Source organism: Streptomyces sp. NPDC054794 (genome assembly GCF_053611585.1).
This window is the reverse complement of the sequence record NZ_JBSHAQ010000006.1, coordinates 16,068-39,250: the sequence shown is the minus strand read 5'-3', so window position 1 is coordinate 39,250 and position 23,183 is coordinate 16,068. Positions and strand designations below refer to the sequence as shown.

The window sequence follows — 23,183 nt, the reverse complement described above, 5'->3', positions numbered from 1 at the left end:
GGCCGTACTCAGACGAAGCTCCGGGTGGGCAGCGGCTTGCCGTACCAGAGCTCGATCAGCCGGGCCGCGATCGAGATGCCGTACGGAGGCAGGACCTCCTCGGTCTCGAACGCGACGCGCAGTTCTTCGCGGGAGAACCAGCGGGCCTCGCTGATCTCGTCGCCGTCGACGTTGATGTCGGTCGAGGTGGCGCGGGCCATGAAGCCCAGCATGAGGCTGGACGGGAACGGCCAGGGCTGACTGGCGACGTACTCGACCTGGCCGACGGTGATGCCCGCCTCCTCGTAGACCTCGCGGCGCACCGCCTGCTCGATGGACTCGCCGGGCTCGACGAAGCCGGCGAGCGTCGAGAAGCGGCCCTCCGGCCAGTGGACCTGGCGGCCCAGCAGGATGCGGTCGTCCTCGTCCGTCACGGCCATGATCACGGCGGGGTCGGTGCGCGGGTAGTGCTCGGCGCCGCAGGCCGGGCAGCGGCGGATATGACCGGCCGCGGCGATGACCGTGCGCTCGCCGCAGCGCGAGCAGAAGCGGTGGGTGCGCTGCCAGTTCTCCAGGCCGACCGCGTGCACCATCAGCCCCGCGTCACGCGGCGACAGCAGCAGGCCGGCCTCGCGCAGGCCCGCCGGGCGGGCGGACTGGTCGATGCGACCGGGCAGGGCGTCCTTCTGGAGCGCGAAGTAGCTGACGCCGTCCGCGTCGGTGCCCAGGAAGTAGCGGTGCGCCTCGGTGAGGGGGGCCTCGAAGGAGGGCGTCATGACGAGTTCGGTCCGGCCGTCCGACGTCTCGTCGATGAGGACCTGGCCGCCGGAGACCACGAAGCAGCGGGTCGTGGGGTGGCTCCATGCCGCCGCGAGCCAGGCCTCGTCGAGCCGGTGGTGGGCGGCGCGGTCGATGCCGCTCGGGGCGGTGAGCGAGATGGGTCGGTCGGCGGTGTGGTCGGTCCAGGTGGTCACGGGTGCTTCCAACTCCCCCAGTACAACGGTTCGTTTCGGCGGGCGGTTCAGCAGGAGGTAGGGCGGGAGGGAACCGGGCCCGGCGCGTGTGCGGCATGCGGGGCGGTCCCTCCAGTGTGCCCCGCGCGCGATGCCGTTCCGGACATCCCGGATTCGTCAGGGCGCATGGCGCCAGTTCTCCGCGAGGTCGCCCCACAGGTACGCGCTGGTCTCGACGCCCTTGAGGAGGAGGTCGAGCTCGACCTTCTCGTTCGGGGCGTGCCAGCCGTCTGAGGGGACGGAGATGCCCAGGAAGAGGACGGGCGCGCCGAGGACCTCCTGGAGATCGGCGGCCGGTCCGGATCCACCCTCGCGGGTGAAGCGGACCGGGCCCTCGAAGGCGCGACCCATGGCGCGGGCGACCGATTGGAGTGCGGGGTGGTCGAGCGGGGTCAGGCACGGGCGCGTGGCCGAGCCGAACGTGATCTCCTGACGGATCCCGGCGGGCACCTGTTCGGCGGCCCAGGAGCGGACGGCCTTCTCGATGTGGTCGGGGTCCTGTCCGGCGACCAGCCGGAAGGAGAGCTTCACCATCGCCGACGACGGGATGATCGTCTTGCTGCCGGCGCCCTGGTAGCCGCCGCCGATGCCGTTGACCTCGGCGGTGGGGCGGGCCCAGACGCGCTCCAGGGTGGTGTGTCCGGCCTCGCCGTGGGTGGCGCGGGACTTGGCGGTGCGCAGCCACTGCCGCTCGTCGAAGGGCAGTTCGGCGAAGAGCTCGCGCTCGCGGTCGGTGAGCTCGACGATGTCGTCGTAGAAGCCGGGGATCGCCACGCGCGCGTGCTCGTCGTGCAGGGCGGCGACGAGGCGGGCGACGGCGGTCGCGGGGTTGGGCACGGCGCCGCCGAACGAGCCGGAGTGGATGTCCTGGTCCGGACCGTACAGCCGGATCTCGCACTCGGCGAGGCCGCGCATGCCGGTGCACACGGTGGGGGTGTCCTCGGACCACATGCCGGTGTCGGAGACGATCACGCCGTCGGCGGTCAGCCGGGCGGCGCGCTCTTCGACGAGGGCCCTGAAATGCGGGGAGCCGGACTCCTCCTCGCCCTCGATGAGCAGCTTCAGGTGGACGGCCGGGGCGCCGCGGCCGGTGGCGGCGAGGTGGGCGCGGACGCCGAGTGTGTGGAAGAACACCTGGCCCTTGTCGTCGGCCGCCCCGCGCGCGTAGAGGCGGTTCCCGCGGACGACGGGCTCGAAGGGCTCGCTGTCCCAGCCGTCCTCGCGGGCGGCGGGCTGGACGTCGTGGTGGCCGTAGACGAGGACGGTGGGGGCCTCGGGGTCGTCGGCGGGCCACTCCGCGAAGACGGCGGGGGCGCCCGGAGTCTCCCAGACCTCGGCGGTCGGGAAGCCGGTCTCCCGGAGTTTGGCGGCGAGCCAGTCGGCGCTGCGCCGCACGTCGGGCGCGTGGTCGGGCTGGGCGGACACCGAGGGGATGCGCAGCCATGCGGCGAGGTCGTCGAGGAAGGCGGCGCGGTGCTGCTCGATGTACGCGCGGACGGCGCTGTCCGGGGTCTGGCTCATGGTCACGAGCCTATCGGCCCGCGCCGACATCCTCGTCGGGCGTTCGTCACACTCCGCTTCCCCGGGCTATCAGGTATGGCCCCCTGTCAGGGGTCGCACGAGTGCCCCGGTCACCCCGGTCCCGCTTCTCCTTCTCCGGTGAGCAGTCTCTCCAGGGCCGGCCGGTCGGGAAGGTCGACGGGCCGTACCACCTCGCCGCTGCGGACGTACAGGAAGGCGGCCGTGACCGACTCCGGCGGCACGCCCTGCTGCTCGGCCCAGCCGAGCCGGTAGATCGCGAGCTGGAGCGGATCGGCGGCGCGACCGCGACTGGTCTTCCAGTCGAGGATCTCGTACGTCGCCCCGTCCCCGTCGCCGTTCTTGTAGACGGCGTCGATACGGCCCCGTACGACGCGGCCGGCGAGGGCGAGCTGGAAGGGGACCTCGACGCGGTAGGGCGTGCGGTGCGCGTACTCGGTGCGTTCGAAGGCCTCCTTCAGGGCGTCGAGGTCGCGCTCGTCGGCGATCTCGGCCTCGCGGCCGGGCAGCTCGTCCGGCTCCAGCATGGGGAGCGTCAGCGCTTCGAAGCGGGTCTCCACCCAGGCGTGGAACCGGGTGCCTCGACGTGCGGCGGGTTGCGGAGGGTGCGGCAGGGGGCGCGCGAGTTCCTGCGCCAGCCCGTCCGGGTCGGCGGCGAGGCGCAGCAGCTGGGTGGCGGTGAGCGAGGTCGGCAGGGGTACGTCCGTGACGCTCTGCCGGGTGCGCAGGAGCTCTCCGGTGAGCGCGTCGAGGTCGCGGTCCCAGGAGGCGATGGTGCGGGCCTCCTCGGGCGTCAGGGGCTCGCGCTCCGGATCGGTGGGGTGCGGGCGGGCGTGGGCGCGCACGGTCGGGGCGGCCGCCTGGTGCGGGACGGTCGGGCGGTCGGTGCTCCAGGAGTCCCAGTCGTCGGCGTCCTCGTCGGGGAAGTCCTCGTCCTCGTCGCGGGCCGGGCCGAAGAACGGGTCGCCGTCCCCCGGGAGCGCCTCGTCCTCGTCCGGCGGTGCGGGCCAGTCCGGGTCGTCGAAGGTGTCGGGGTCGTGGCCGGCCGCCGGGTGGTCGTCCTCGTGGGAGGCGAGGGCGTCCAGGTGGGCGAGGACGGTCTCGGCGGCCGCGCGGCGGCGGGCCAGGGCGGCGGTGTCCAGGGGCAGCGGCCAGGCCTGTTCGGCGGACGCCTGGTGCAGGGCCGGGTTCTCCTCGTCCTCCCCGGGCTCGTCCGCCCAGGCCTCGATCTCGCCGTACCCGGCGGCGCAGTGGTCGTGCAGAGCCAGCAGGAAGTCGGACGGTCCGCGGGGCTTCTTCTGGGCGGGGCCCCACCAGTGGCCGGAGCCGAGGAGCAGGGAGCGGGGGCGGGTGAAGGTGACGTAGCCGAGGCGGAGTTCCTCGGTGTGCTGGTGCTCCTTCATGGCCTCGTGGAAGGCCTTCATGCCGCGGGAGTCCCAGGCCTCGATGTCGGGCAGGGTGGCGGCGTCGCCGCGCAGGGCGTGCGGCAGCACCTTGGCCTGGGAGGTCCACTTCTCGCGGCCCTGGGTGCTGGGGAAGGTGCCCGTGACCAGGCCGGGGACGGCGACGACGTCCCATTCCAGGCCCTTGGACTTGTGCGCGGTGAGCACCTTGACGGTGTTCTCGCCGCCGGGGAGGGCGTTGTCGAGGCCCTTCTCGTACTGGGCGGCGGTGCGCAGGAAGCCGAGGAAGGCCAGCAGGGTGGCCTCCCCGTCGTTCGCGGCGAAGGAGGCGGCGATGTCCAGGAAGTTCGACAGGGTCTCGCGGCGGCGGGCGGCCAGGGCGTGCGGGGACGCCGACAGCTCCACCTCCAGGCCGGTGACGGCCAGGACGCGGTGCAGGACGTCCATCAGCGGGTCGGCCAGCGAACGGCGCAGATCGCGCAGTTCGGTGGCCAGGCGGGCGAAGCGCACGCGCGCGTCGGGGGAGAACGGCAGTCCGTCGTCGACGTCGCCCTCGGTGCCGCCCAGCGGCGTCTCCAGGAACGTGTCGAGGGCGTCCGCGAGCGAGATCACCTCGGACGGGTCGACGCCCTCCACCGCTTCGGCGAGCCGCCGGTCGGGGTCGTCGTCGGCGCCCACGCGCGCGTGGGCCACGAGCAGCCGGGCGCGCCGGCCCAGCAGGGCGAGGTCGCGCGGGCCGATGCGCCAGCGCGGGCCGCTCAGCAGGCGCACCAGGGACGCGTTGGCGCCCGGGTCCTGGAGGACCTCGCAGACGGCGACGAGGTCGGCGACCTCGGGCAGGTGCAGCAGCCCGGAGAGCCCGACCACCTCGACGGGGATGTCCCGGGCGACGAGGGCGCCCTGGATCTCGGCGAAGTCGGTGGCCGTACGGCACAGGACGGCGATCTCGGCGGGTGCCTTCCCGGTGCGCACGAGGTGGGCGATGGAGTCGGCGATCCAGTCGATCTCCTCGGCGTGGGTGCTCAGCAGGGCGCAGCGGACCATGCCGTCGCGTTCGGCGCCGGGGGCCGGGCGGAGGGCCTCCACGCCCGCGTGCATGGCGCGCAGCGGTTCGGCGAGGCCGTTGGCGAGGTCGAGGAGGCGGCCGCCGCTGCGGCGGTTCTCGCTGAGGGCCTGGCGGGTGGCGGGTCGGCCGTCGGCGTGCGCGAAGTGCTCGGGGAAGTCGTCGAGGTTGGCGACGGAGGCGCCGCGCCAGCCGTAGATCGCCTGGCAGGGGTCGCCGACGGCGGTCACCGGGTGGCCCGTCCCGGCGCCGAACAGGCCCGCCAGCAGGACGCGCTGGGCGACCGAGGTGTCCTGGTACTCGTCGAGGAGCACGACGCGAAACTCGTCACGCAGGACGCGGCCGACCTCGGCGATGCCGGCGAGGGCCGCGGACAGGGCGATCTGGTCGCCGAAGTCGAGCAGGTCGCGCTCGCGCTTGGCGGAGCGGTAGCGCAGGACGAGCTCGGCGAGTTGGCGGCGGGCGGCGGCCGTCTCGGGGACCTTGCGCAGGTCGGCGTTGGTGAGTCTGGTGCCGTCCAGGTCGCGCAGCAGGCCGGCGTCCCAGGCGCGCAGGTCCTCGGGGCGCACGAGGTGTTCGGCGAGCTCGGAGTCGAGGGTGAGCAGGTCGCTGACCAGGTCGGCGAAGGAGCGGGTCAGGGCCGGATACGGGCCGGGCGCCTCGCGCAGCACGCGCGCGGCGAGCTGGTAGCGGGTGGCGTCGGCGAGCAGCCGGGACGTGGGCTCCAGGCCGAGGCGCAGGCCGTGGTCGGTCAGGAGGCGGCCGGCGAAGGCGTGGTACGTGGAGATCACCGGCTCGCCCGGCGGGTTGTCCGGGTCGATGACATCGGGGTCGGTGACGCCGGCCTTGATCAGGGCCTTGCGGACGCGTTCGGCGAGTTCGCCCGCGGCCTTGTTGGTGAAGGTCAGTCCGAGGACCTGTTCGGGGGCGACCTGTCCGGTGCCGACCAGCCACACCACGCGGGCCGCCATCACCGTGGTCTTGCCCGATCCGGCTCCGGCCACGATCACCTGCGGGGCGGGCGGTGCGGTGATGCAGGCCGTCTGCTCCGGGGTGAACGGGATGCCGAGGAGCTCCTTGAGCTGCTCGGGGTCGGTGATACGGGCGGGCATGTCGCAGAGGCTAGCGGCGGGCACTGACAGTGGCGGCCAGATTGCCCGTCGGGCGGGAGGAAGCGCAGGTCAGCGCCTGTGGTGCGATGCGTCACGCGCGTCACTCGACCACGTGACGCCCCTCCGGCCGCGCGCTGCACGACGCCCGGAACGCGCAGTGCGCGCAGTGCTGCCCCGCGGTCGGCGTGAACCGCTCGTCGAGGACCTTCCCGGCGGCGGTGGCCAGCAGCTCGCCGGCCCACTCCCCCTCCAGCGGCTGCTGCGCCTGCACCTTGGGCAGCGTCTCGCCGCCGTTCCGCTGGGCGGCGCCCTGCCTGAGGTGCACCAGTTCGGCACCGCCCGACTCGGGGCGTACGCCGTCGAAGGCGTCGTCGACGGCGCCCTCGCGGACGGCGAGCTGGTAGACGGCGAGCTGGGGATGGCGGGCCACCTCCGCGGCGCTGGGTGCCTGCTTGCCGGTCTTGAAGTCGACGACGTACGCGCGTCCCTCGCCGTCCGCCTCGACACGGTCCAGCTGGCCGCGGATGCGCACTTCGTAGTCGCCCGCTTCGAGGGTGACGTCGAAGTCGTGCTCGCTGGCCACCGGTGTACGCCCGGTGCGCTCCAGGACATGCCACTTCAGGAACCGTTCGAGCGCCACGCGCGCGTTCTGCTTCTCCTGCGTCGACTTCCAGGGCGCGTCGAAGGCGAGCGCGTTCCACACCGACTCCAGGCGCTCCATGAGGACGGCGAGGTCGGCGGGGGTGCGGCCGGAGGCCACCTCGTCGGCGAGGACGTGCACGACGTTGCCGAAGCCCTGGGCGGCGGTGGCGGGCGCGTCGGCCTTCACCTCGCGGCCCAGGAACCACTGCAGGGAGCAGGTGTTGGCGAGCTGGTCCAGGGCGCTGCCGGACAGCACGACGGGCTGGTCGCGGTTGCGCAGCGGCACCTTGCTCTCGGTCGGCTCGAACATGCCCCACCAGCGGTAGGGGTGCGCCGAGGGGACCAGCGGGCGGCCCTCCTCGTCGGCGAGCGCGGCGAGCCGGGCCAGTCGGCGGGCGGCGGCCTCCCGCAGGGTGCCCGAGACGCGCGGGTCGACGGTGGTGGCGCGCAGTTCGGCGACGAGCGCGGCCACGGACAGCGGGCGACGCGGGCGGCCCGTGACGTCCTGGGCCTCGACGCCGAGTTCCGTGAGGAACCGGGAGGGCTGGTCGCCGTCGTCGGCGGGTGCCTTCACCGCGGTGACGACGAGGCGTTCACGCGCGCGCGTGGCGGCGACGTAGAACAGGCGGCGCTCCTCGGCCAGCAGCGCGCCCGGGGTGAGCGGTTCGGCGAGTCCGTCGCGGCCGATGCGGTCGGCCTCCAGCAGGGAGCCGCGGCGGCGCAGGTCCGGCCACAGTCCCTCTTGGACGCCGGCGACGACGACCAGGCGCCACTGAAGGCCCTTGGCGCGGTGCGCGGTCATCAGGCGGACGGCGTCGGGGCGTACGGCACGCCGGGTGAGCGTGTCGGCGGCGATGTCCTCGGCCTCGATCTCCTCCAGGAAGTTCAGGGCGCCCCGGCCACCGGTGCGCTCCTCCGCGCGCGCGGAGGTCGCGAACAGCGCGCACACGGCGTCCAGGTCACGGTCGGCGTTACGGCCGGCCGCGCCGCCACGCCGGGCGGCCCGCTCCAGACGTCCGGGCCACGGTGTGCCCTCCCACAGGTCCCACAGCGCCTCCTCGGCGGTTCCGCCGTCGGCCAGGCGCTGCCGGGCCTTCCTGAGCAGCGCGCCGAGGCGCTGGGCTCCCCGGGCGTACGCCGGGTCGTGCGCGACCAGGCGTTCCGGCTCGGCGAGGGCCCGCGCGAGCAGTTCGTCCGAGGGCGGCGGCACCGGGTTGCCGCCCGCCCGCTCCTCCTCGCGCAACGCCCGCCCGAGACGGCGCAGGTCGGACGTGTCCATGCCGGCGAGCGGAGAGGCGAGCAGCGTCAGGGCGGTCTCGGTGTCGAGCCAGCAGACGTCCTCGGGCCGATCCGCGATGTCCTCGGGCCGGTCCGCCGGCCCCTGAGGCAAGTCCGCGACGTCCTGAGGCCGGTCCGCGGCATCCTCGGACCGATCCACCGCACCCTCAGACCGGCCCGCGGCATCCCCGGACCGATCCACCGCACCCTCAGACCGGCCCGCGGCATCCCCGGACCGATCCACCGCACCCTCAGACCGGCCCGCGGCATCCCCGGACCGATCAGCCGCACCCTGAGACCGATCCGCGGCCTCCGCCATGGCCACCGCCCTGAGTGCCGTCAGCAGGGGTGCCACCGCCGGCTCGTGGCGCAGGGGGAGGTCGTCGCCGTCGATGTCCAGGGGAACGCCGGCCGCCGTGAGGGCGCGGCGGACCGTCGGGATGGAGCGGGAGCCGGCGCGCACCAGGACGGCCATGTCGCTCCAGGCGACCCCGTCCTCGAGGTGCGCTCTGCGCAGGATGTCGGCGATGTTGTCGAGTTCCGTACCGGACGTCGGGTACGTGTAGACCTCGACGCGGCCGCCGTCCCGTACCGCGGCGAGCTCGCGATGGGCGCGGACCTTGTCGGCCGGCAGGCGGGTCAGCGGCATGCGCTGGGTCAGCAGGCGGGTCGCGGTCAGCAGCCCGGAGGCGGAGCGGCGGGAGGTCCGCAGCACTTCGACGGGGGCCGGGCGGCCGTCCGCGCGCGGGAAGGCCGCCGGGAATTCCAGGATGCCGTTCACGTCGGCGCCCCGGAACGCGTAGATCGACTGGTCGGGGTCGCCGAAGGCGACCAGGGTGCGGCCGCCGCCGGCCAGCGCGTGCAGCAGGCGCACCTGGGCGGGGTCGGTGTCCTGGTACTCGTCGACGTACACGGCGTCGTACTGGGTGGCGAGCCGGGCCGCGACCTCGGGGCGGCGGGCCAACAGCACGGCGCGGTGGACGAGTTCCGCGTAATCGAGCACGCCCTGCATGTCGAGCACGTCCAGGTACTCGGCGAGGAAGGCGGCCGCGGCCCGCCAGTCGGGGCGGCCTGTGCGGCGCGCGAAGGCGTCCAGGGCGCCGGGGCCGAGGCCCAGTTCACGGCTGCGGGCGAGGACGGCGCGGACCTCGTCGGCGAAGCCCCGGGTGGTCAGGCAGGCACGCAGCTCGTCCGGCCAGCGCACGTGCTGGAGGCCGAGCCGCTCCAGTTCCGGCTGCCCCGCGAGCAGCTCACGGACGGTGACGTCCTGCTCGGGGCCGGAGAGCAGACGCAACGGCTCCACGAACAGGTCGTTGTCCTGATGGGCGCGGACCAGCGCGTAGCAGTACGAGTGGAAGGTGGTCGCCCGGGGCGCGCGGGCCGCCCCCATGCGCAGGGCCATGCGGTCGCGCAGTTCGACGGCGGCCTTGCGGCTGAACGTCAGGACGAGGATCCTCGCTGGGTCCCCACCTCGCTCGATCCGTGCCGCCACGGACTCGACCAGCGTGGTGGTCTTGCCCGTGCCGGGACCCGCGAGCACGAGCAGCGGACCGGCCCGGTGGTCAACCACGGCGCGCTGCGCCGCGTCCAGTCGAGGGGGATCCTGTTCGGTCGGCGGGGTACGCACCAGTCGGTAAGCGCCACGGTTCCCCTGTCGCACCTGGGGGTGCGACAGGCGCCTGGTGGAGGAAGAGGAGCTCACGTGGTTCGCCGGTCCTGGTGTCTGTGCTGGTTGGCAGGCCGCCGCGCGTGCGGGGCGGTGGCCGCGGGGTGAGAGGGACACGTGCAGCCGACGCTACGCCGGGCATCAGGACGGAAGCAGGGCTTCCGCTTCTTCCCTCCCGGCTCTCGCGACACGCGCACCCCATGCCTCACGAACGTACGGCATGCCGCGGGCGTCCCCCGTGTCCCTCGTACGGGCCACAGGTTCCCCCCGAGGGCGTCCGATGGCGGAAGCTGTCAGGTGTGACCGTCCGCGTCCTCGCCGCCGTCCCACCGCGCCCGCTTCATGTCGAGCCGCGGCAGGTGGCCCTCGGCGGCCCTGCTCGCCTCCTTCAGCGGGGTGCCCTCCGCGCGATAGTGATCGAGCGCCCGCAGCTCGTGCCCCGGGAGCAGGGCCCCGTCGGAGCGCACGACGCGCCACCACGGAACGGCTCCCCCGTAGAGAGCCATCACCCGGCCGACCTGGCGGGGGCCTCCCGCTTCCAGCCATTCGGCCACGTCGCCGTACGTCATGACGCGCCCCGGAGGAATCCGCTCGGCGACATCGAGGACCCGCTCCGCGTACTCCGGCAGCGCGTCCTCCGCCCGGGCCCCTGGAAGGCTCTCCTCGCTCATTCGTCCCATCCTGCCCCACCGCACCGACAACGTGACGCGATCGGTACCGAGCGCATCCCTCGCCCCGAAGCGGCGGGTCCGGCAGACTGTGCGGCCCCGCATTTGCACCCTGAGGCCCCCGTGTGTCGGTGGAGCATGCCACCATCGTGCGGGCGGTGACTGGTGATACGAGATCAAGAAGAGACGATGAAGCAGCAGGGCGTGCACCCCGAAGGCGCGGAGGGCACCTCTGACGATCCGTCGCGCCCGGACCCCGCCGACACTCCGAAGAAGGGCCCTGACCAGGACGTACGCGGGAGAGTACGCGCGGACGACGGGGACTGCCCGGACGACGCGCACATCGACGAGGTCGAGGGCGACGAACCGCTGCTCCCCGCGCGCGTGCACCGTCCCTCCGACCTCATGCGGCTCCTGGTGGGCGTGCTCGCCATCGCCGTCCTGCTCGCGATCGCCGCGTTCGCGCACGGAACGACCTCGGGGCTCGAACAGGACATCAACAAGGGCACCGGCCAGGCACCCGACCTGCTGATCAAGATCGCGGGGCTGGCGTCCAGCATCGCGATCCTCCTGGTACCGGTCGCGTTCGCGATCGAGCGGCTGATCAAACGGGACGGGCTGCGCATCGCCGACGGCGTGCTCGCGGCGGTCCTCGCGCACGGAGTGACCCTCGCCACGGACCTGTGGGTCGCCAGGGCCGCCCCCGACTCGATCCAGGAGGCGCTCACCCAGCCCTCCCCCGGTGACATCCACGCCCTGACCGACCCGGTGCACGGCTACCTCGCGCCGGTCATCGCGTACATGACGGCGGTCGGCATGTCCCGGCGGCCACGATGGCGTGCCGTGCTGTGGATCGTGCTGCTGCTCGACGCCTTCTCGATGCTGGTCACCGGCTACACCACACCGTTCTCGATCATCCTGACGGTGCTGATCGGCTGGACCGTGGCCTACGGGACGCTGTACGCGGTCGGCTCCCCCAACGTCCGCCCCACGGGACAGACCCTGATGGCCGGCCTGCGGCACGTCGGTTTCCACCCCGTCGGAGCGGCCCGCGAGGAGGCCGCGGACACCGAGAACGGCGACCGCGGCCGACGCTACTTCGTCACCCTGGAGGACGGTCGGCCCCTGGACGTCACGGTGGTCGACCGGGAGCAGCAGGCGCAGGGCTTCTTCTACCGCGCCTGGCGCAACCTGACCCTACGCGGCTTCGCCACCCGCTCCAGCCTCCAGTCGCTGCGCCAGGCACTGGAGCAGGAGGCGCTGCTCGCGTACGCGGCCATCGCGGCCGGCGCCAACGCGCCCAAGCTGATCGCGACCTCCGAGCTCGGCCCCGACGCCGTCATGCTCGTCTATGAGCACACCGGCGGCCGCACGCTCGACACACTGGCCGACGAGGAGATCACCGACGAACTGCTGCGCCACACCTGGCACCAGGTGCGGGCGCTGCAGTCGCGGCGTATCGCGCACCGCAGGCTGGCGGGCGACGCGATCCTGGTGGATCGTTCCGGCAAGGTGATCCTCACCGACCTGCGCGGCGGCGAGATCGCGGCCGGTGACCTGCTGCTGCGCATGGACGTCGCCCAGCTGGTCACCACGCTCGGCCTGCGGGTGGGCGCCGAGCGGGCGGTGGCCTCGGCGGTCGGCGTCCTCGGCCCGGACGCGGTCGCGGACTGCCTTCCGATGCTCCAGCCGATCGCGCTGACCCGCTCCACGCGCGCGACGCTGCGCAAACTGGCCCGCGAACGGGCGGAGCGAGAACGCGAGGCGGTCCTGGAGGCCTCCCGGCAGGACAAGCTGGCCCGCCTGGAGGCAGCCTCGGAAGACACCAGACCCGAACTCGAAAAGCCCGACAAGAAGACGGTGCGCGCCGAGCAGCGGGCCGAGAAGCGGGCCATCGACGAGGCTCTGGAAGAGGCCCGCGAGGAGGATCTGCTCACCCAGATCCGGCACGAGGTCCTGCGGATCCGGCCGCAGGCGCCCGTGGAGCCGGCCCGTCTGGAGCGGGTGCGGCCGCGCACGCTGATCAGTTTCATCGCGGGGGCCATCGGCGCCTACTACCTGCTGACGCAGCTCACCCACATCGAGTTCGGCACCCTCTTCGCGCAGGCCCAGTGGGGCTGGGTGGCCGCCGCGGTGCTGTTCTCGGCGCTCAGCTACGTCGCCGCGGCCATGGCCCTGCTCGGCTTCGTGCCGGAGCGGGTCCCGTTCGTGCGGACCGTGGCTGCGCAGGTCGCCGGGTCCTTCGTGAAGATCGTGGCACCGGCCGCGGTCGGCGGTGTCGCCCTGAACACCCGGTTCCTGCAGCGCGCGGGTGTCCGGCCCGGGCTCGCGGTGGCCAGTGTCGGCGCCTCGCAGCTGTTCGGGCTCGGCTGCCACATCTTGATGCTGCTGTCCTTCGGCTATCTGACCGGCACCGAGAAGACCCCGTCGCTGTCGCCGTCCCGGACGGTCATCGCGGGTCTGCTGACGGTGGCGGTCCTGGTGCTCGTGGTGACGTCGGTGCCCTTCCTGCGGAAATTCGTCGTCACGCGCGTGAAGACGCTGTTCGCGGGTGTCGTGCCGCGCATGCTCGACGTGCTGCAGCGGCCCCAGAAGCTGGTCACCGGCATCGGCGGCATGCTGCTGCTGACCGCCTGCTTCGTGATGTGCCTGGACGCGTCGATCCGGGCGTTCGGCGACAGCTCGACCTCGCTCAGCATCGCCAGCGTCGCCGTCGTCTTCCTCGCCGGAAACGCGCTCGGCTCCGCGGCGCCGACCCCGGGCGGCGTCGGCGCGGTCGAGGCGACCCTGACGGTCGGCCTGATCGCCGTGGGCCTCCCCAAGGAGGTCGCCGCCCCCGCCGTCCTGCTGTTCCGGCTGCTGACCCTGTGGCTGCCGGTGCTGCCCGGCTGGCTGGCGTTCAACCACCTGTCACGCAAGGGCGCTCTCTAGACGCGGGGCGACCTGACCTGCGGGGGCGCCCCGTGGGCACCGGCCGGGGCGTACCTCTTACGGCCCGCGCCCCGAGCGCTCCGGCGTCCACGGATCCAGGATGGACGTATGCACCCCTCCCGGATCCTCGTCGCCCTCTCCGCAGCCGTCCTGCTGCCTGCCCTGCTCGCGGGCTGCGGCGGCGACTCCGCGAACCGGGATCTGACGGCACAGAAACTGCAATGGAAGGACTGCCCCGCCCCCTCCGAGGCGGAGGGCGGCGGCAGCGCCCCGTCACCGCTGCCGAACGGCGGCACCTGGCAGTGCGCCACCATGAAGGCGCCCCTCGACTGGAACGATCCCAAGGGCCCCACCATCGACCTCGCGCTGATCCGGGCCAAGGCCAGCGGCGACCCGAGCAAGCGGATCAGCTCGCTGATCTTCAACTTCGGCGGCCCCGGCGGCTCCGGCGTCACCACCCTGCCGGCCTTCGGCGAGGACTACGCGAAACTGCGCACCCGCTACGACCTGGTGAGCTTCGACCCGCGCGGGGTCGGCCGCAGCGCCCCCGTCGAGTGCGAGGACGACGCCCAGCTCGACGAGTTCTTCCAGCAGGACGCGACGCCCGACGACGCGGCCGAGCGCGCCCAGCTCGTCGACCGCACCAAGCAGTTCAACGGGGCCTGCGAAAAGCGCTCCAAGAAGGTCCTGCCGCATGTCCGCACCACAGATGCCGCCCGTGACATGGACCTGATGCGCCAGGTCCTCGGCGACAAGAAGCTCCACTACTTCGGCATCTCCTACGGCACCGAACTCGGCGGTGTCTACGCCCATCTGTTCCCCAAGCACGTGGGCAGGGCCGTCTTCGACGGGGTCGTCGACCCCACGCAGAACCCCGAACAGGGCTCCCTCGGGCAGGCCAAGGGCTTCCAGCTGGCGCTCGAGAACTTCGCCCAGGACTGTGTGTCGAAGGCGACCGAGTGCCCGATCGGCGACACCGCCCAGGACGTCAAGGACCGGATCGCCAAGCTGCTCAACGACCTTGAGAAGAAGCCGATCCCGGGCATCTTCCCGCGCGAGCTGACCCAGACCGCCGCGACGAACGGCATCGCGCAGTCCCTGTACTCCAAGGACTTCTGGGAGTACCTCACCGAGGGACTGGAGGAGGCGTACGACGGTGACGGCAGGATCCTGCTGCTGCTCTCCGACTCGATGAACGGGCGCAACGAGAACGGCGAGTACAGCAACATCACCGCGGCCAACGTCGCCATCAACTGCGCCGACGACAAGCCGCGGTACACCGCCGACTACGTCCAGGAGAGGCTGCCGGTGTTCCGCGCCGCGTCCCCGCTGTTCGGGGACTTCCTGGCCTGGGGCATGATCAGCTGCACCAACTGGGCGGTGCCGGGCGCCGCCTACCATCCCGACGTGAGCGCGCCCGGATCGGCGCCGATCCTCGTCGTGGGCAACACCGGCGACCCGGCGACGCCGTACGAGGGCGCGCGGAAGATGGTGGAGGCGCTGGGCAAGGGCGTCGGTGTCCAGCTGACCTACAAGGGACAGGGGCACGGGGCCTACGACAGCAAGAACAAGTGCGTGCAGGACACGGTGAACGGCTACCTGCTGGACGGGAAAGTGCCTCGGGCCGGCACGGTCTGCGCCTGACGCACGCGCTCTCCTCACATGCACTCCAGAAAAACCGCAGGTCAGATGGTTATCCACAGGCCGAAGCGCGCTTTGCTTGATCCGCCTACGATGGCCTGACCGCTCCCCGCTGCTCGATGCGGAGAGCTCTTGAGGGGGTGCACATGTCGCGTTTTCCACGCTGGGCGGCCACGGTCGCCGCGGCCGCGCTGGTGGCCGGTTGCAGCAGCGGATCCTCGGACGAGGGCGGAAGGTCCGGCCCGCCGTCGGCGTCGCCGGCCACCACGGCAGCAGCCGACCTGCCCGCCTCGCTCACGGGGCAGAAGCCCGACTGGGGCCGCTGCAAGGCCACGGGGGACTCGGCCGCGCCCGGCGCCGACTGGCAGTGCGCCACCCTCAAGGCGCCGCTGGACTGGGCGAAGCCGGACGGCTCGACGATCGGCCTCGCGCTGATCCGGGCCAAGTCCAGTGGCGACGCCGACCAGCGGATCGGTTCGCTGCTGTTCAACTTCGGCGGACCGGGCGGCTCGGGCGTCTCGATGATGCCGTACTACGCGGCCACGGCCGCCAAGCTCCGCGAGCGGTACGACCTGGTGAGCTGGGACCCGCGCGGGGTCGGGGCGAGCGAGGGCATCCGCTGCCGCGGCGACCGCGAGATCCGGGCCGCCGAGACGGTGGACGCCACCCCTGACACCCCGGCCGAGGAAAAGGCCTACTTCCAGGACGCCGCCGACTTCGGCAAGGGCTGCGAGAAGGCCGCCGGGAAGCTGATCGCGCACGTGTCGACGACCGACACCGCCCGGGACATGGACCTGATGCGCCAGGTCCTCGGTGACAGGAAGATGCACTACTTCGGCATCTCGTACGGCACCGAACTCGGCGGTGTGTACGCCCATCTGTTCCCGAAGAACGTGGGGCGGCTCATCCTCGACGCGGTGGTCGATCCGAGCGCGGACGCGATGGGCCACGCCGAGAACCAGGCGCGGGGCTTCCAGCGGGCCCTGGACGACTACCTGAAGTCCACCGGCCAGGACCCGAAGCAGGGGTCGCAGAAGATCACGGACCTGCTGAAGCGGATCGACGCCAAGCCCCTCCCGGCCTCCTCCGGGCGCAAGCTCACGCAGACGCTCGCGGTCACCGGCATCGTCCTGCCGCTGTACAGCGAGGCCAGCTGGCCGACGCTGACCAACGCCCTGAAGTCGGCGGAGCGGGGCGACGGTTCGCAGCTGCTCTCGCTCGCCGACAACTACAACGAGCGGGATTCCTCCGGCCACTACGGCACGACGACCCACGCCCAACGGGTCATATCGTGCCTGGACGACAAGCAGCGACCGACGCTGGAGGAGACGAAGAAGCGGCTGCCGAAGTTCGAGAAGATCTCGCCGGTGTTCGGCGACTTCCTGGGCTGGGACACGGCCGGCTGGTGCCACGACTGGCCGGTGGCCGGGCAGTACGACAGCCCGGAGGTCGGCGCGCCGGGCGCGGCACCGATCCTGCTGGTCGGCAACACCGGCGACCCGGCGACTCCCTACGAGGGCGCCCGCAGGATGGCGGACGAACTGGGCAAGGGTGTCGGTGTGGAGCTCACCTGGAAGGGAGAGGGGCACGGCGCGTACGGCAACGGGAGTGACTGCGTGGACTCCACGGTGAACGCGTACCTGCTCAAGGGCACGGTGCCGAAGGACGGCAAGGTCTGCTCGTAGCGCCGGCGCCGGACGCAGCGCCCCGGACACCGGAAAGGGGCCCGGCACTCGTGGTGCCGAGCCCCTCCGGGACCGGGGAAGGCGCGGGCCTGAAGGGCGCGGGCCTAGTAGATCGGCTTGTCCGGCTCGATCTGGTTGACCCAGCCGATCACGCCGCCGCCGACGTGCACGGCGTCCGCGAAGCCCGCGGACTTCAGCACGGCGAGGACCTCGGCGCTGCGGACACCCGTCTTGCAGTGCAGGACGATCTTCTTGTCCTGCGGGAGTGTCGCCAGGGCGGTGCCCATGAGGAACTCGTTCTTCGGGATCAGCTTGGCGCCGGGGATCGAGACGATCTCGTACTCGTTGATCTCGCGGACGTCGATGATCTCGATGTTCTCGCCGTCGTCGATCCACTCCTTGAGCTGCTTCGGAGTGATCGTCGAGCCGAGCGCCGCCTCCTGGGCCTCCTCGGACACGACGCCGCAGAAGGCCTCGTAGTCGATGAGCTCGGTGACGGTCGGGTTCTCGCCGCAGAGCGCGCAGTCGGGGTCCTTGCGGACCTTGACCTGGCGGTACTGCATCTCCAGGGCGTCGTAGATCATCAGTCGGCCGACCAGGGGCTCACCGGTGCCGGTGAGGACCTTGATGGCCTCGGTGACCTGGATGGAGCCGATGGAGGCGCACAGCACGCCGAGCACACCGCCCTCGGCGCAGGACGGAACCATGCCGGGCGGCGGGGGCTCCGGGTACAGGCAGCGGTAGCAGGGACCGTGCTCGGACCAGAAGACCGAGGCCTGACCGTCGAAGCGGTAGATCGAGCCCCACACGTACGGCTTGTTCAGCAGCACGCAGGCGTCGTTGACCAGGTAGCGGGTCGCGAAGTTGTCCGTGCCGTCGACGATCAGGTCGTACTGGCTGAAGATGTCCATCACGTTGTCGGCTTCGAGCCGCTCCTCGTGAAGGATCACGTTCACGTACGGGTTGATGCCCTTGACGGAGTCACGGGCGGACTCGGCCTTGGAGCGGCCGATGTCCGACTGGCTGTGGATGATCTGGCGCTGCAGGTTCGACTCGTCGACCTCGTCGAACTCCACGATGCCGAGCGTGCCGACGCCCGCGGCGGCCAGGTACATCAGCGCCGGCGAGCCCAGGCCGCCGGCGCCCACACAGAGCACCTTGGCGTTCTTCAGCCGCTTCTGCCCGTCCATCCCGACGTCGGGGATGATCAGGTGGCGGGAGTACCTGCGGACCTCGTCTACGGTGAGCTCGGAAGCCGGCTCGACCAGGGGTGGCAGCGACACGGGGACTCCGTTGGTCGGTCGATCACTACGGTTGTTCTCGCTGTAACACTGCCATGGGCTCCTTCATTCCGAGACACCTGTTCCGATCCGCGAGACGATTTCGTCCCAGTAACCGGGCATGGTCTCCCACGGGTCGGCGCGGCCGCCCTGGTCGGTGCGGTCCGTGAAGTAGATCGTCGCCGCGCCCTGCCAGCGGGCGATGCGCAGCGCCTCGTCGAGGTGACCGCGGGGCACGCTGTGCACGCAGTGGCAGAAGCGGTCGGGCGGATAGTCGGCGGTCCACTCGGCGACCTGCGACCAGCGGTAGTCCGACCAGGAGCCGGAGAAGGTCACCAGTTGGTCGGCGTTCTCGGCGTAGCCCGGGTGGGGATGGGTGCCGTGGCCGAGGACGATGTGGGGATCGTCACCGCTCGCGCGGAGCGCGGTGACGGTGTGGCGGATGTCGGGGAGCGCGGTGCGCTCGGTCGGGCAGCGGTCGAGGAGGAAGCCGTCCACCCGGTACCAGTCGCGATAGCGGTGCGCGTCGCCGAGCAGGTCGGCGCGGGCCCGGGCGCCGAAGGTGGTGTCCAGGTGGCCGAGGACGCGGACGCCCGCGGTGCGCAGCCGGGCCACCGCCGCCAGGCAGTGCGGATCGGGGCGAGTGCCGGGGCCGCCCGCGACGTTGAGGACGACCCAGTGCAGGGGCGTGCCCGGCCGGGTGAGTTCGGCCCACTCGGCCGGGGCGACGAGCGGGTGCGCATAGCCGGGGACGCCGAAGCCGGTACGGACGCCGGTGTGCGCCGTACCGACCGCGGCGCTGGTCAGATGCGGCATGCCGCCTCCATCCAGATGTCGGCCAGGGACTCTTCGAGGTTGATCCGTGGCCGCCAGCCGAGCCGGTCGCGTGCGGTGCGCACGTCGGCCTGCTGCCAACTGCCGCAGCCGTCCGGGTACGGGTACGCGACCGGGCCCGCGTGGTCGGCTTCGGAGCGGGGGTGGCCGATGGCCATCCGCAGGGGGCCGGGCGGGCCGTCGAGTTCGTGCAGGGCGCCGCCGTACCCGGCGACCCGGGCGAGGACGGCGGCGGCGTCACGGAGGCGGACGGCGCGGCCGGAACCGATGTTGATGACGCCCTGGGCCGCGGAGAGCGAGGCGGCGTGGACGGCGCGTGCCACATCGCGGACGTCGATGAAGTCGCGCTGGGCGCCCAGCCCGCCGAGCTTGAGTTCGCCGTCGCCGGACTGCATGGCGCGGCGCATGGCCTCGGCGAGGCGGCCGAGCGGGGAGCCGGCCGGGGTGCCGGGTCCGGCGGGCGAGAAGACGCGCAGGACCACGGCGTCCAGGCCGGAGCCCAGGACCAGTTCGGTGGCGGCGAGTTTGCTGACGCCGTACGGGCCGCCGGGGCGCGGGACCGCGTCCTCGGCCGTGGAGGAGCCGGGCTGGCTCGGGCCGTACTCGGAGCTGCAGCCGACCTGCACCAGGCGGGCGCCGCAGCCGCTGCGGCGCAGGGCTTCGCAGATGGTCGCGACGGCGACGGTGTTGTGCCGGGTGAGTTCGCGGGCTCCGCCGCGGGTCGCGCCGGCGCAGTTGACGACGACGCCGGGGTGGACCGCGTCGAGGAAGCGGGTGAGCGCCCCGGGGCTGCCGGTGGCGAGGTCGAAGCGGACGTCGGCGTCGTCGCCGCGGCCGAGTGCGGTGAGCTGGACGGCCGGGTCGGCGAGCAGACGGTCGGCGACGAAGCGGCCGAGGTAGCCGTTGGCTCCGATCAGCAGGACCCTCATCGTTCGGCTCCCGGGGTGTGCGCTCCGGCTGTTCCGGTGGCTCCGGACGCTCCGGGTCGGGAGGTGGTCATCTGGTGTTCTCCTTCGAAGGGATGATGCGGTTGCCTCTGGTGGCCCGGCCCGGCACCTGCGGCGGGGGCTGATCCGTGGTCGCGCGGGCGGATGTGCCGCGCGGGGAGGTGGGTCGCGTCGGTCACTGGGCCTCCCCCGTCGCCGCGTGTGCCGACGCGCGGGTCAGCGTGCGGGTGGCGTGGCCCAGCAGGGCGAGGGCGGCCGCTCCGCAGGCGAGGGCCGGGACGCTGCCCACGCCCCAGGCGTCCACGAGCGTTTCGACGGGTGTCGACAGGAAGGCGCACCCCGGGAGGCGCCCGCCGAGGACCAGGGCCGGGGCCGCCGCCTCGGTCGCGACCGCCGCGGCGAGGGCGTGGGCGGCGGCGTGCGGGTGGTGGTGGACGGCGAGGAGGCGGGCCACCAGGAGGAGGGCGCCCAGGGTGAGGACCTCGGGGTAGGCGGCGGGCTCGTGCAGCGCCGTGCCGCACAGGACGGCCAGGACGGTGAGCGCGCCCAGGAACAGGGTCACGGCGCCGAACAGCAGGGGCCGTGCCGCGGCGGTGAACTCCTCCAGGCCGCGGCTGGCCGCGAGCCGGCGGCGGGCGCGTGCGGCGAAGAGGTGGGCCGTCCAGGCCGCCGGGGCGCAGGCCAGGACGAGCGCGAGGACGGGAGCCGTGGACAGGGGCCAGGATCCGTCCGGTGCGCCGGTGGGCGGGCTGTCGGGGCCGCCGCGCAGGACGGCGAGGAGGAGGCCGTCGCCGAGGAGGGCGTAGGCGAGGAGCCAGTGGACGCATGCGCGGGTGCGTGCCGCGGTCGCCCACGCGTGCGTGCCGGGCGGCGTGCTCAGCGGGCCCCGGCGGAGTGCCGCGCGCAGGGCGAGGACCACGGCGAGGACGCCGACGGCGGCCGCCAGGAGTCGTGTGCGGCCGTGGGTGAGATGCAGGGCGGCGACGACCGCCGCGCTCAGGGCTCCGGGGAGGAGGGTGAGCAGGGCCCAGTCGGCGCGGGCCCTGACAGTGGTGGCGGTCTCGGCGTGCGGGAGGCCGTCGCCGTCGCGGGACACGCGCGCGTACATCTCCTCGGCGAGCGAGAACACGTCGCGGTGCCGGAAGCGGGCGGCGGTGCGGTCGGTGATGCCGTGCGCCTCCAGGCCCGCCGCGATCTCCAGCGGGTCGACAGCCCGCTCGCACAACTCGCGGTGACGGTGCATCAGCGCCTTCACGGGGTCGGCGGCACCCCTGCGGGCGGCGGGTCTGCGCCCCCTGCCCGCCTCGGCCCCGACTCGGCTCCCGCCCGCCGCCGCCGTCGACGACGAGGCGACCGCACGCGGGGAGTCCCACTCGGGTACCTCGACGGGAGCGGCGCCGCTCCGGTCCGGAGCACCGGAGTCGCCCGTGCCGAAGTCGTCCGCCTCGCCCATGTCGAAGCCGTCCGGCTCGCGCGCGCCGGAGCGTTCCGGCTCCGCCTCGATGGAGCCGTACGCGTCCCGTCGGCCGGAGGCGTCGGCGCCCCATGCGTCAGCGTCGTCCGCCTCCGGCTCTCCCACGTCCTCCGTCCCCCGTCGGCGCCACCCCTCCGACGGGGCGTCCCAGGCGCCGGGGCTGCTGGGGGTGCCGGGACGGTCCAGTTCACCCAGGTCGCTCATCGGGCCGCCTCCGGGGCTGTGACGGGTGTGGCGCATGCCGGTGTGGTGGTGGCCCAGCCGGGTCCGCCGCGGGCGAGGACGCGGGAGGCGGGGCCGGTCCAGCGGCCGGGGATGTGGGCCTCGGCCGGGACGGCGAAGGGGCGGGGCTCGCGGGCGTCGTCGACCGCGTAGAGGACGGGGCAGTGCACGACGATCTCCAGGTAAATGCCGTGAAATGCCGCGATGTTCTGCTCGACGGTGAACAGTTCGAGCGCTCGGGCGCGCGCGGCGGCGCCGAGGCGCTCACGGCGCTCGGGACTGCGCAGCAGCGCCACGCACGCCTCGGCGAGCGCCCGTGGATTGCGCGGCGGCACGACCAGTCCCGTGCCGCCGATGACCTCCACCACCGCGCCGACGTCCGTGGACACGGTCGCGCGGCCGCAGAACATGGCCTCGACCAGGCTGATCGGGAACCCCTCGACGACGCTGGAGAGGACGATCACGGCGCCGGAGGCATAGGCGTCGGCGAGGCTCGGGCACTCCGGGCCGCCGATCTCCTCGAAGGACACCGGGTTGTCACCGACGGCGTGCACGCCGTCGGCCTCGTCCGGGAAGAGCTGCGCGGCGAGGGCTCTGCAGTGCCCCAGATACACCTCGCCCTCGGGGCCCGCCGGCGCGCCGACGACCCGCAGGCGCGCCTTGGGTTCGTCCTTGCGGACCTCCGCGAAGGCGTGCAGCAGGGACACCAGGTCCTTGGCGGGCTCGACCCGGCCGACCCACACGAGGGTGTCCAGGTCGGCCCGGTCCTCGGACTCGCCCACTTCCGCGAAGCGGGAGGCCTCCATGCCCGGGTAGACCGTGCGGATCTTGGCGCGATCCGCACCGCAGCGCTCCTGCCAGCGGCGGGCGTGCGCGTTGCCGGGCGTGACGGCGGCGGCACGGGCGTAGACCTCGGCGGCGAGCCTGCCGTGGAAGGAGGCGAGCAGGGCCCGCACGGCGGGGGCGGCGTCCCCGGAGGCCAGGTAGTGGGCGCGCAGTTGCACGCCGTACTCGGTCACCAGCAGCGGTACGCCGAAGAAGTGACGGGCCAGCAGTCCGGGCAGGGCCGCCGGTCCGCCGGCCGCCGCGTGGCACAGGTCGGCCGAACCGAGGCCCTCTTCCGTGTACCAGTCGAGGGAGAGGGGGCGCAGGGTGCGTTCGAGGTGCGCGGCCACGGTGAGCAGTTCGGGCACCCGTGCCTCTCGCGCCGCGCGGAGCGCTCCCGGCGCACGGCAGGCGCGCTCCAGCGCGCGTACGGCGGTGTCGGAGCGGAGCGCGCCGACCAGGCCGCCCTCCTCGCGGGCCAGTTCCGCGAGTCCGTACACCGCGGAGGTGAAACGGTCCGCCTGATCGTCCGACCTGGAGCACACCGCCCCGGCGAGTTCCCCGTAGCAGTCGGCGAAGCGCCGGCGTGTGTGCCGCCCGTACACCACGGCGTCGTCCTCGGCCGTCCACAGCGGGGCCGTACGCACCCGGCTGACCTGCGGCGGGAGCGGGATCCAGCCCTCGTCCTCCTGCTGCCGGCTGCGGCTGAGCGCGTAGATGTCGAAATCGTGCTGCCCGAGCCCGCGCACGAGCCGGTCGCACCAGAGCCTGGCGTCACCGCTCACATGCGGATAGCCACCCTCCGTAAGCAGTCCGATGCGCACGAGTGCACCCCCGATCTCCCATATGGGGAGCCACCGTTGCCCGGCGGCTCGCAGCGGGACGAAGGTATGCGGACAGGACGGTGGCGGGGGGGGGGGGGTGGTGGCGGGGGACCCCCCCCATGGCTGAGGGGTGAGGAAACACAAGAGGGAGGCGGTG

13 protein-coding genes are annotated in these 23,183 nt (G+C 73.1%); 3 read left to right on the top strand and 10 right to left on the bottom strand.

Annotated elements, in window-relative coordinates; genetic code table 11:
- Positions 1-8: 8 nt before the first annotated feature.
- The 5 genes from nudC to ACWGKT_RS07835 form a co-directional block, all read right to left on the bottom strand.
- The gene (gene nudC, locus ACWGKT_RS07855) at positions 9-953 is read right to left on the bottom strand and encodes an NAD(+) diphosphatase (RefSeq protein ID WP_356148168.1); all 945 of its coding nucleotides are present in this window, start codon (positions 951-953) and stop codon (positions 9-11) included.
- 156 nt (positions 954-1,109) lie between these two features.
- A complete protein-coding gene (locus ACWGKT_RS07850) occupies positions 1,110-2,513 on the bottom strand; it encodes a dipeptidase (protein ID WP_453272912.1) in 1,404 nt (467 codons plus the stop codon).
- 110 nt (positions 2,514-2,623) lie between these two features.
- A complete protein-coding gene (locus tag ACWGKT_RS07845; protein ID WP_453272911.1) occupies positions 2,624-6,109 on the bottom strand; it encodes a UvrD-helicase domain-containing protein in 3,486 nt (1,161 codons plus the stop codon).
- Between the two features lie 100 nt (positions 6,110-6,209).
- On the bottom strand, positions 6,210-9,731 hold the full coding sequence (locus ACWGKT_RS07840) for an ATP-dependent helicase (protein WP_453272910.1): 3,522 nt from the start codon (positions 9,729-9,731) through the stop codon (positions 6,210-6,212).
- A gap of 257 nt (positions 9,732-9,988) precedes the next feature.
- On the bottom strand, positions 9,989-10,366 hold the full coding sequence (locus ACWGKT_RS07835) for an MGMT family protein (RefSeq protein WP_235458066.1): 378 nt from the start codon (positions 10,364-10,366) through the stop codon (positions 9,989-9,991).
- Between the two features lie 186 nt (positions 10,367-10,552).
- Here ACWGKT_RS07835 and ACWGKT_RS07830 point away from each other — a divergent pair, with 186 nt between their 5' ends.
- From ACWGKT_RS07830 to ACWGKT_RS07820, 3 genes are all read left to right on the top strand, one after another.
- The gene (locus tag ACWGKT_RS07830) at positions 10,553-13,294 is read left to right on the top strand and encodes a lysylphosphatidylglycerol synthase transmembrane domain-containing protein (protein WP_356148153.1); all 2,742 of its coding nucleotides are present in this window, start codon (positions 10,553-10,555) and stop codon (positions 13,292-13,294) included.
- 108 nt (positions 13,295-13,402) lie between these two features.
- Positions 13,403-14,938 carry an alpha/beta hydrolase gene (locus ACWGKT_RS07825; protein WP_453272909.1) on the top strand — a complete coding sequence of 512 codons (1,536 nt, stop codon included), beginning with the start codon at positions 13,403-13,405 and terminating at the stop codon, positions 14,936-14,938.
- A gap of 143 nt (positions 14,939-15,081) precedes the next feature.
- Positions 15,082-16,620: an alpha/beta fold hydrolase gene (locus tag ACWGKT_RS07820; protein WP_453272908.1), complete on the top strand. Its 1,539-nt coding sequence runs from the start codon at positions 15,082-15,084 to the stop codon at positions 16,618-16,620.
- Between the two features lie 104 nt (positions 16,621-16,724).
- On the opposite strand, the gene moeZ is transcribed toward ACWGKT_RS07820, so the two are convergent.
- From moeZ to ACWGKT_RS07795, 5 genes are all read right to left on the bottom strand, one after another.
- A complete protein-coding gene (moeZ, locus tag ACWGKT_RS07815; RefSeq protein WP_453272907.1) occupies positions 16,725-17,903 on the bottom strand; it encodes an adenylyltransferase/sulfurtransferase MoeZ in 1,179 nt (392 codons plus the stop codon).
- A gap of 63 nt (positions 17,904-17,966) precedes the next feature.
- A complete protein-coding gene (locus ACWGKT_RS07810) occupies positions 17,967-18,716 on the bottom strand; it encodes a spherulation-specific family 4 protein (protein ID WP_453272906.1) in 750 nt (249 codons plus the stop codon).
- On the bottom strand, positions 18,704-19,663 hold the full coding sequence (locus ACWGKT_RS07805) for an NAD-dependent epimerase/dehydratase family protein (protein ID WP_235458072.1): 960 nt from the start codon (positions 19,661-19,663) through the stop codon (positions 18,704-18,706). Before ACWGKT_RS07805 ends, ACWGKT_RS07810 begins: the two co-directional genes overlap by 13 nt.
- Before the next feature lie 193 nt (positions 19,664-19,856).
- On the bottom strand, positions 19,857-21,359 hold the full coding sequence (locus ACWGKT_RS07800; protein ID WP_453272905.1) for a hypothetical protein: 1,503 nt from the start codon (positions 21,357-21,359) through the stop codon (positions 19,857-19,859).
- Positions 21,356-23,026 carry a DUF3492 domain-containing protein gene (locus ACWGKT_RS07795; protein WP_453272904.1) on the bottom strand — a complete coding sequence of 557 codons (1,671 nt, stop codon included), beginning with the start codon at positions 23,024-23,026 and terminating at the stop codon, positions 21,356-21,358. Before ACWGKT_RS07795 ends, ACWGKT_RS07800 begins: the two co-directional genes overlap by 4 nt.
- Positions 23,027-23,183 lie beyond the last annotated feature (157 nt).

Excerpts from the sequence above, each read along its gene's own strand:
- ACWGKT_RS07850 (WP_453272912.1), bottom strand. The coding sequence starts at position 2,513 with ATGAGCCAGACCCCGGACAGCGCCGTCCGCGCGTACATCGAGCAGCAC.
- ACWGKT_RS07820 (WP_453272908.1), top strand. The coding sequence starts at position 15,082 with ATGTCGCGTTTTCCACGCTGGGCGGCCACGGTCGCCGCGGCCGCGCTG.
- ACWGKT_RS07800 (WP_453272905.1), bottom strand. The coding sequence starts at position 21,359 with ATGAGCGACCTGGGTGAACTGGACCGTCCCGGCACCCCCAGCAGCCCC.
- ACWGKT_RS07805 (WP_235458072.1), bottom strand. The coding sequence starts at position 19,663 with ATGAGGGTCCTGCTGATCGGAGCCAACGGCTACCTCGGCCGCTTCGTC.
- ACWGKT_RS07830 (WP_356148153.1), top strand. The coding sequence starts at position 10,553 with ATGAAGCAGCAGGGCGTGCACCCCGAAGGCGCGGAGGGCACCTCTGAC.
- ACWGKT_RS07825 (WP_453272909.1), top strand. The coding sequence starts at position 13,403 with ATGCACCCCTCCCGGATCCTCGTCGCCCTCTCCGCAGCCGTCCTGCTG.
- ACWGKT_RS07810 (WP_453272906.1), bottom strand. The coding sequence starts at position 18,716 with ATGCCGCATCTGACCAGCGCCGCGGTCGGTACGGCGCACACCGGCGTC.
- ACWGKT_RS07845 (WP_453272911.1), bottom strand. The coding sequence starts at position 6,109 with ATGCCCGCCCGTATCACCGACCCCGAGCAGCTCAAGGAGCTCCTCGGC.
- ACWGKT_RS07835 (WP_235458066.1), bottom strand. The coding sequence starts at position 10,366 with ATGAGCGAGGAGAGCCTTCCAGGGGCCCGGGCGGAGGACGCGCTGCCG.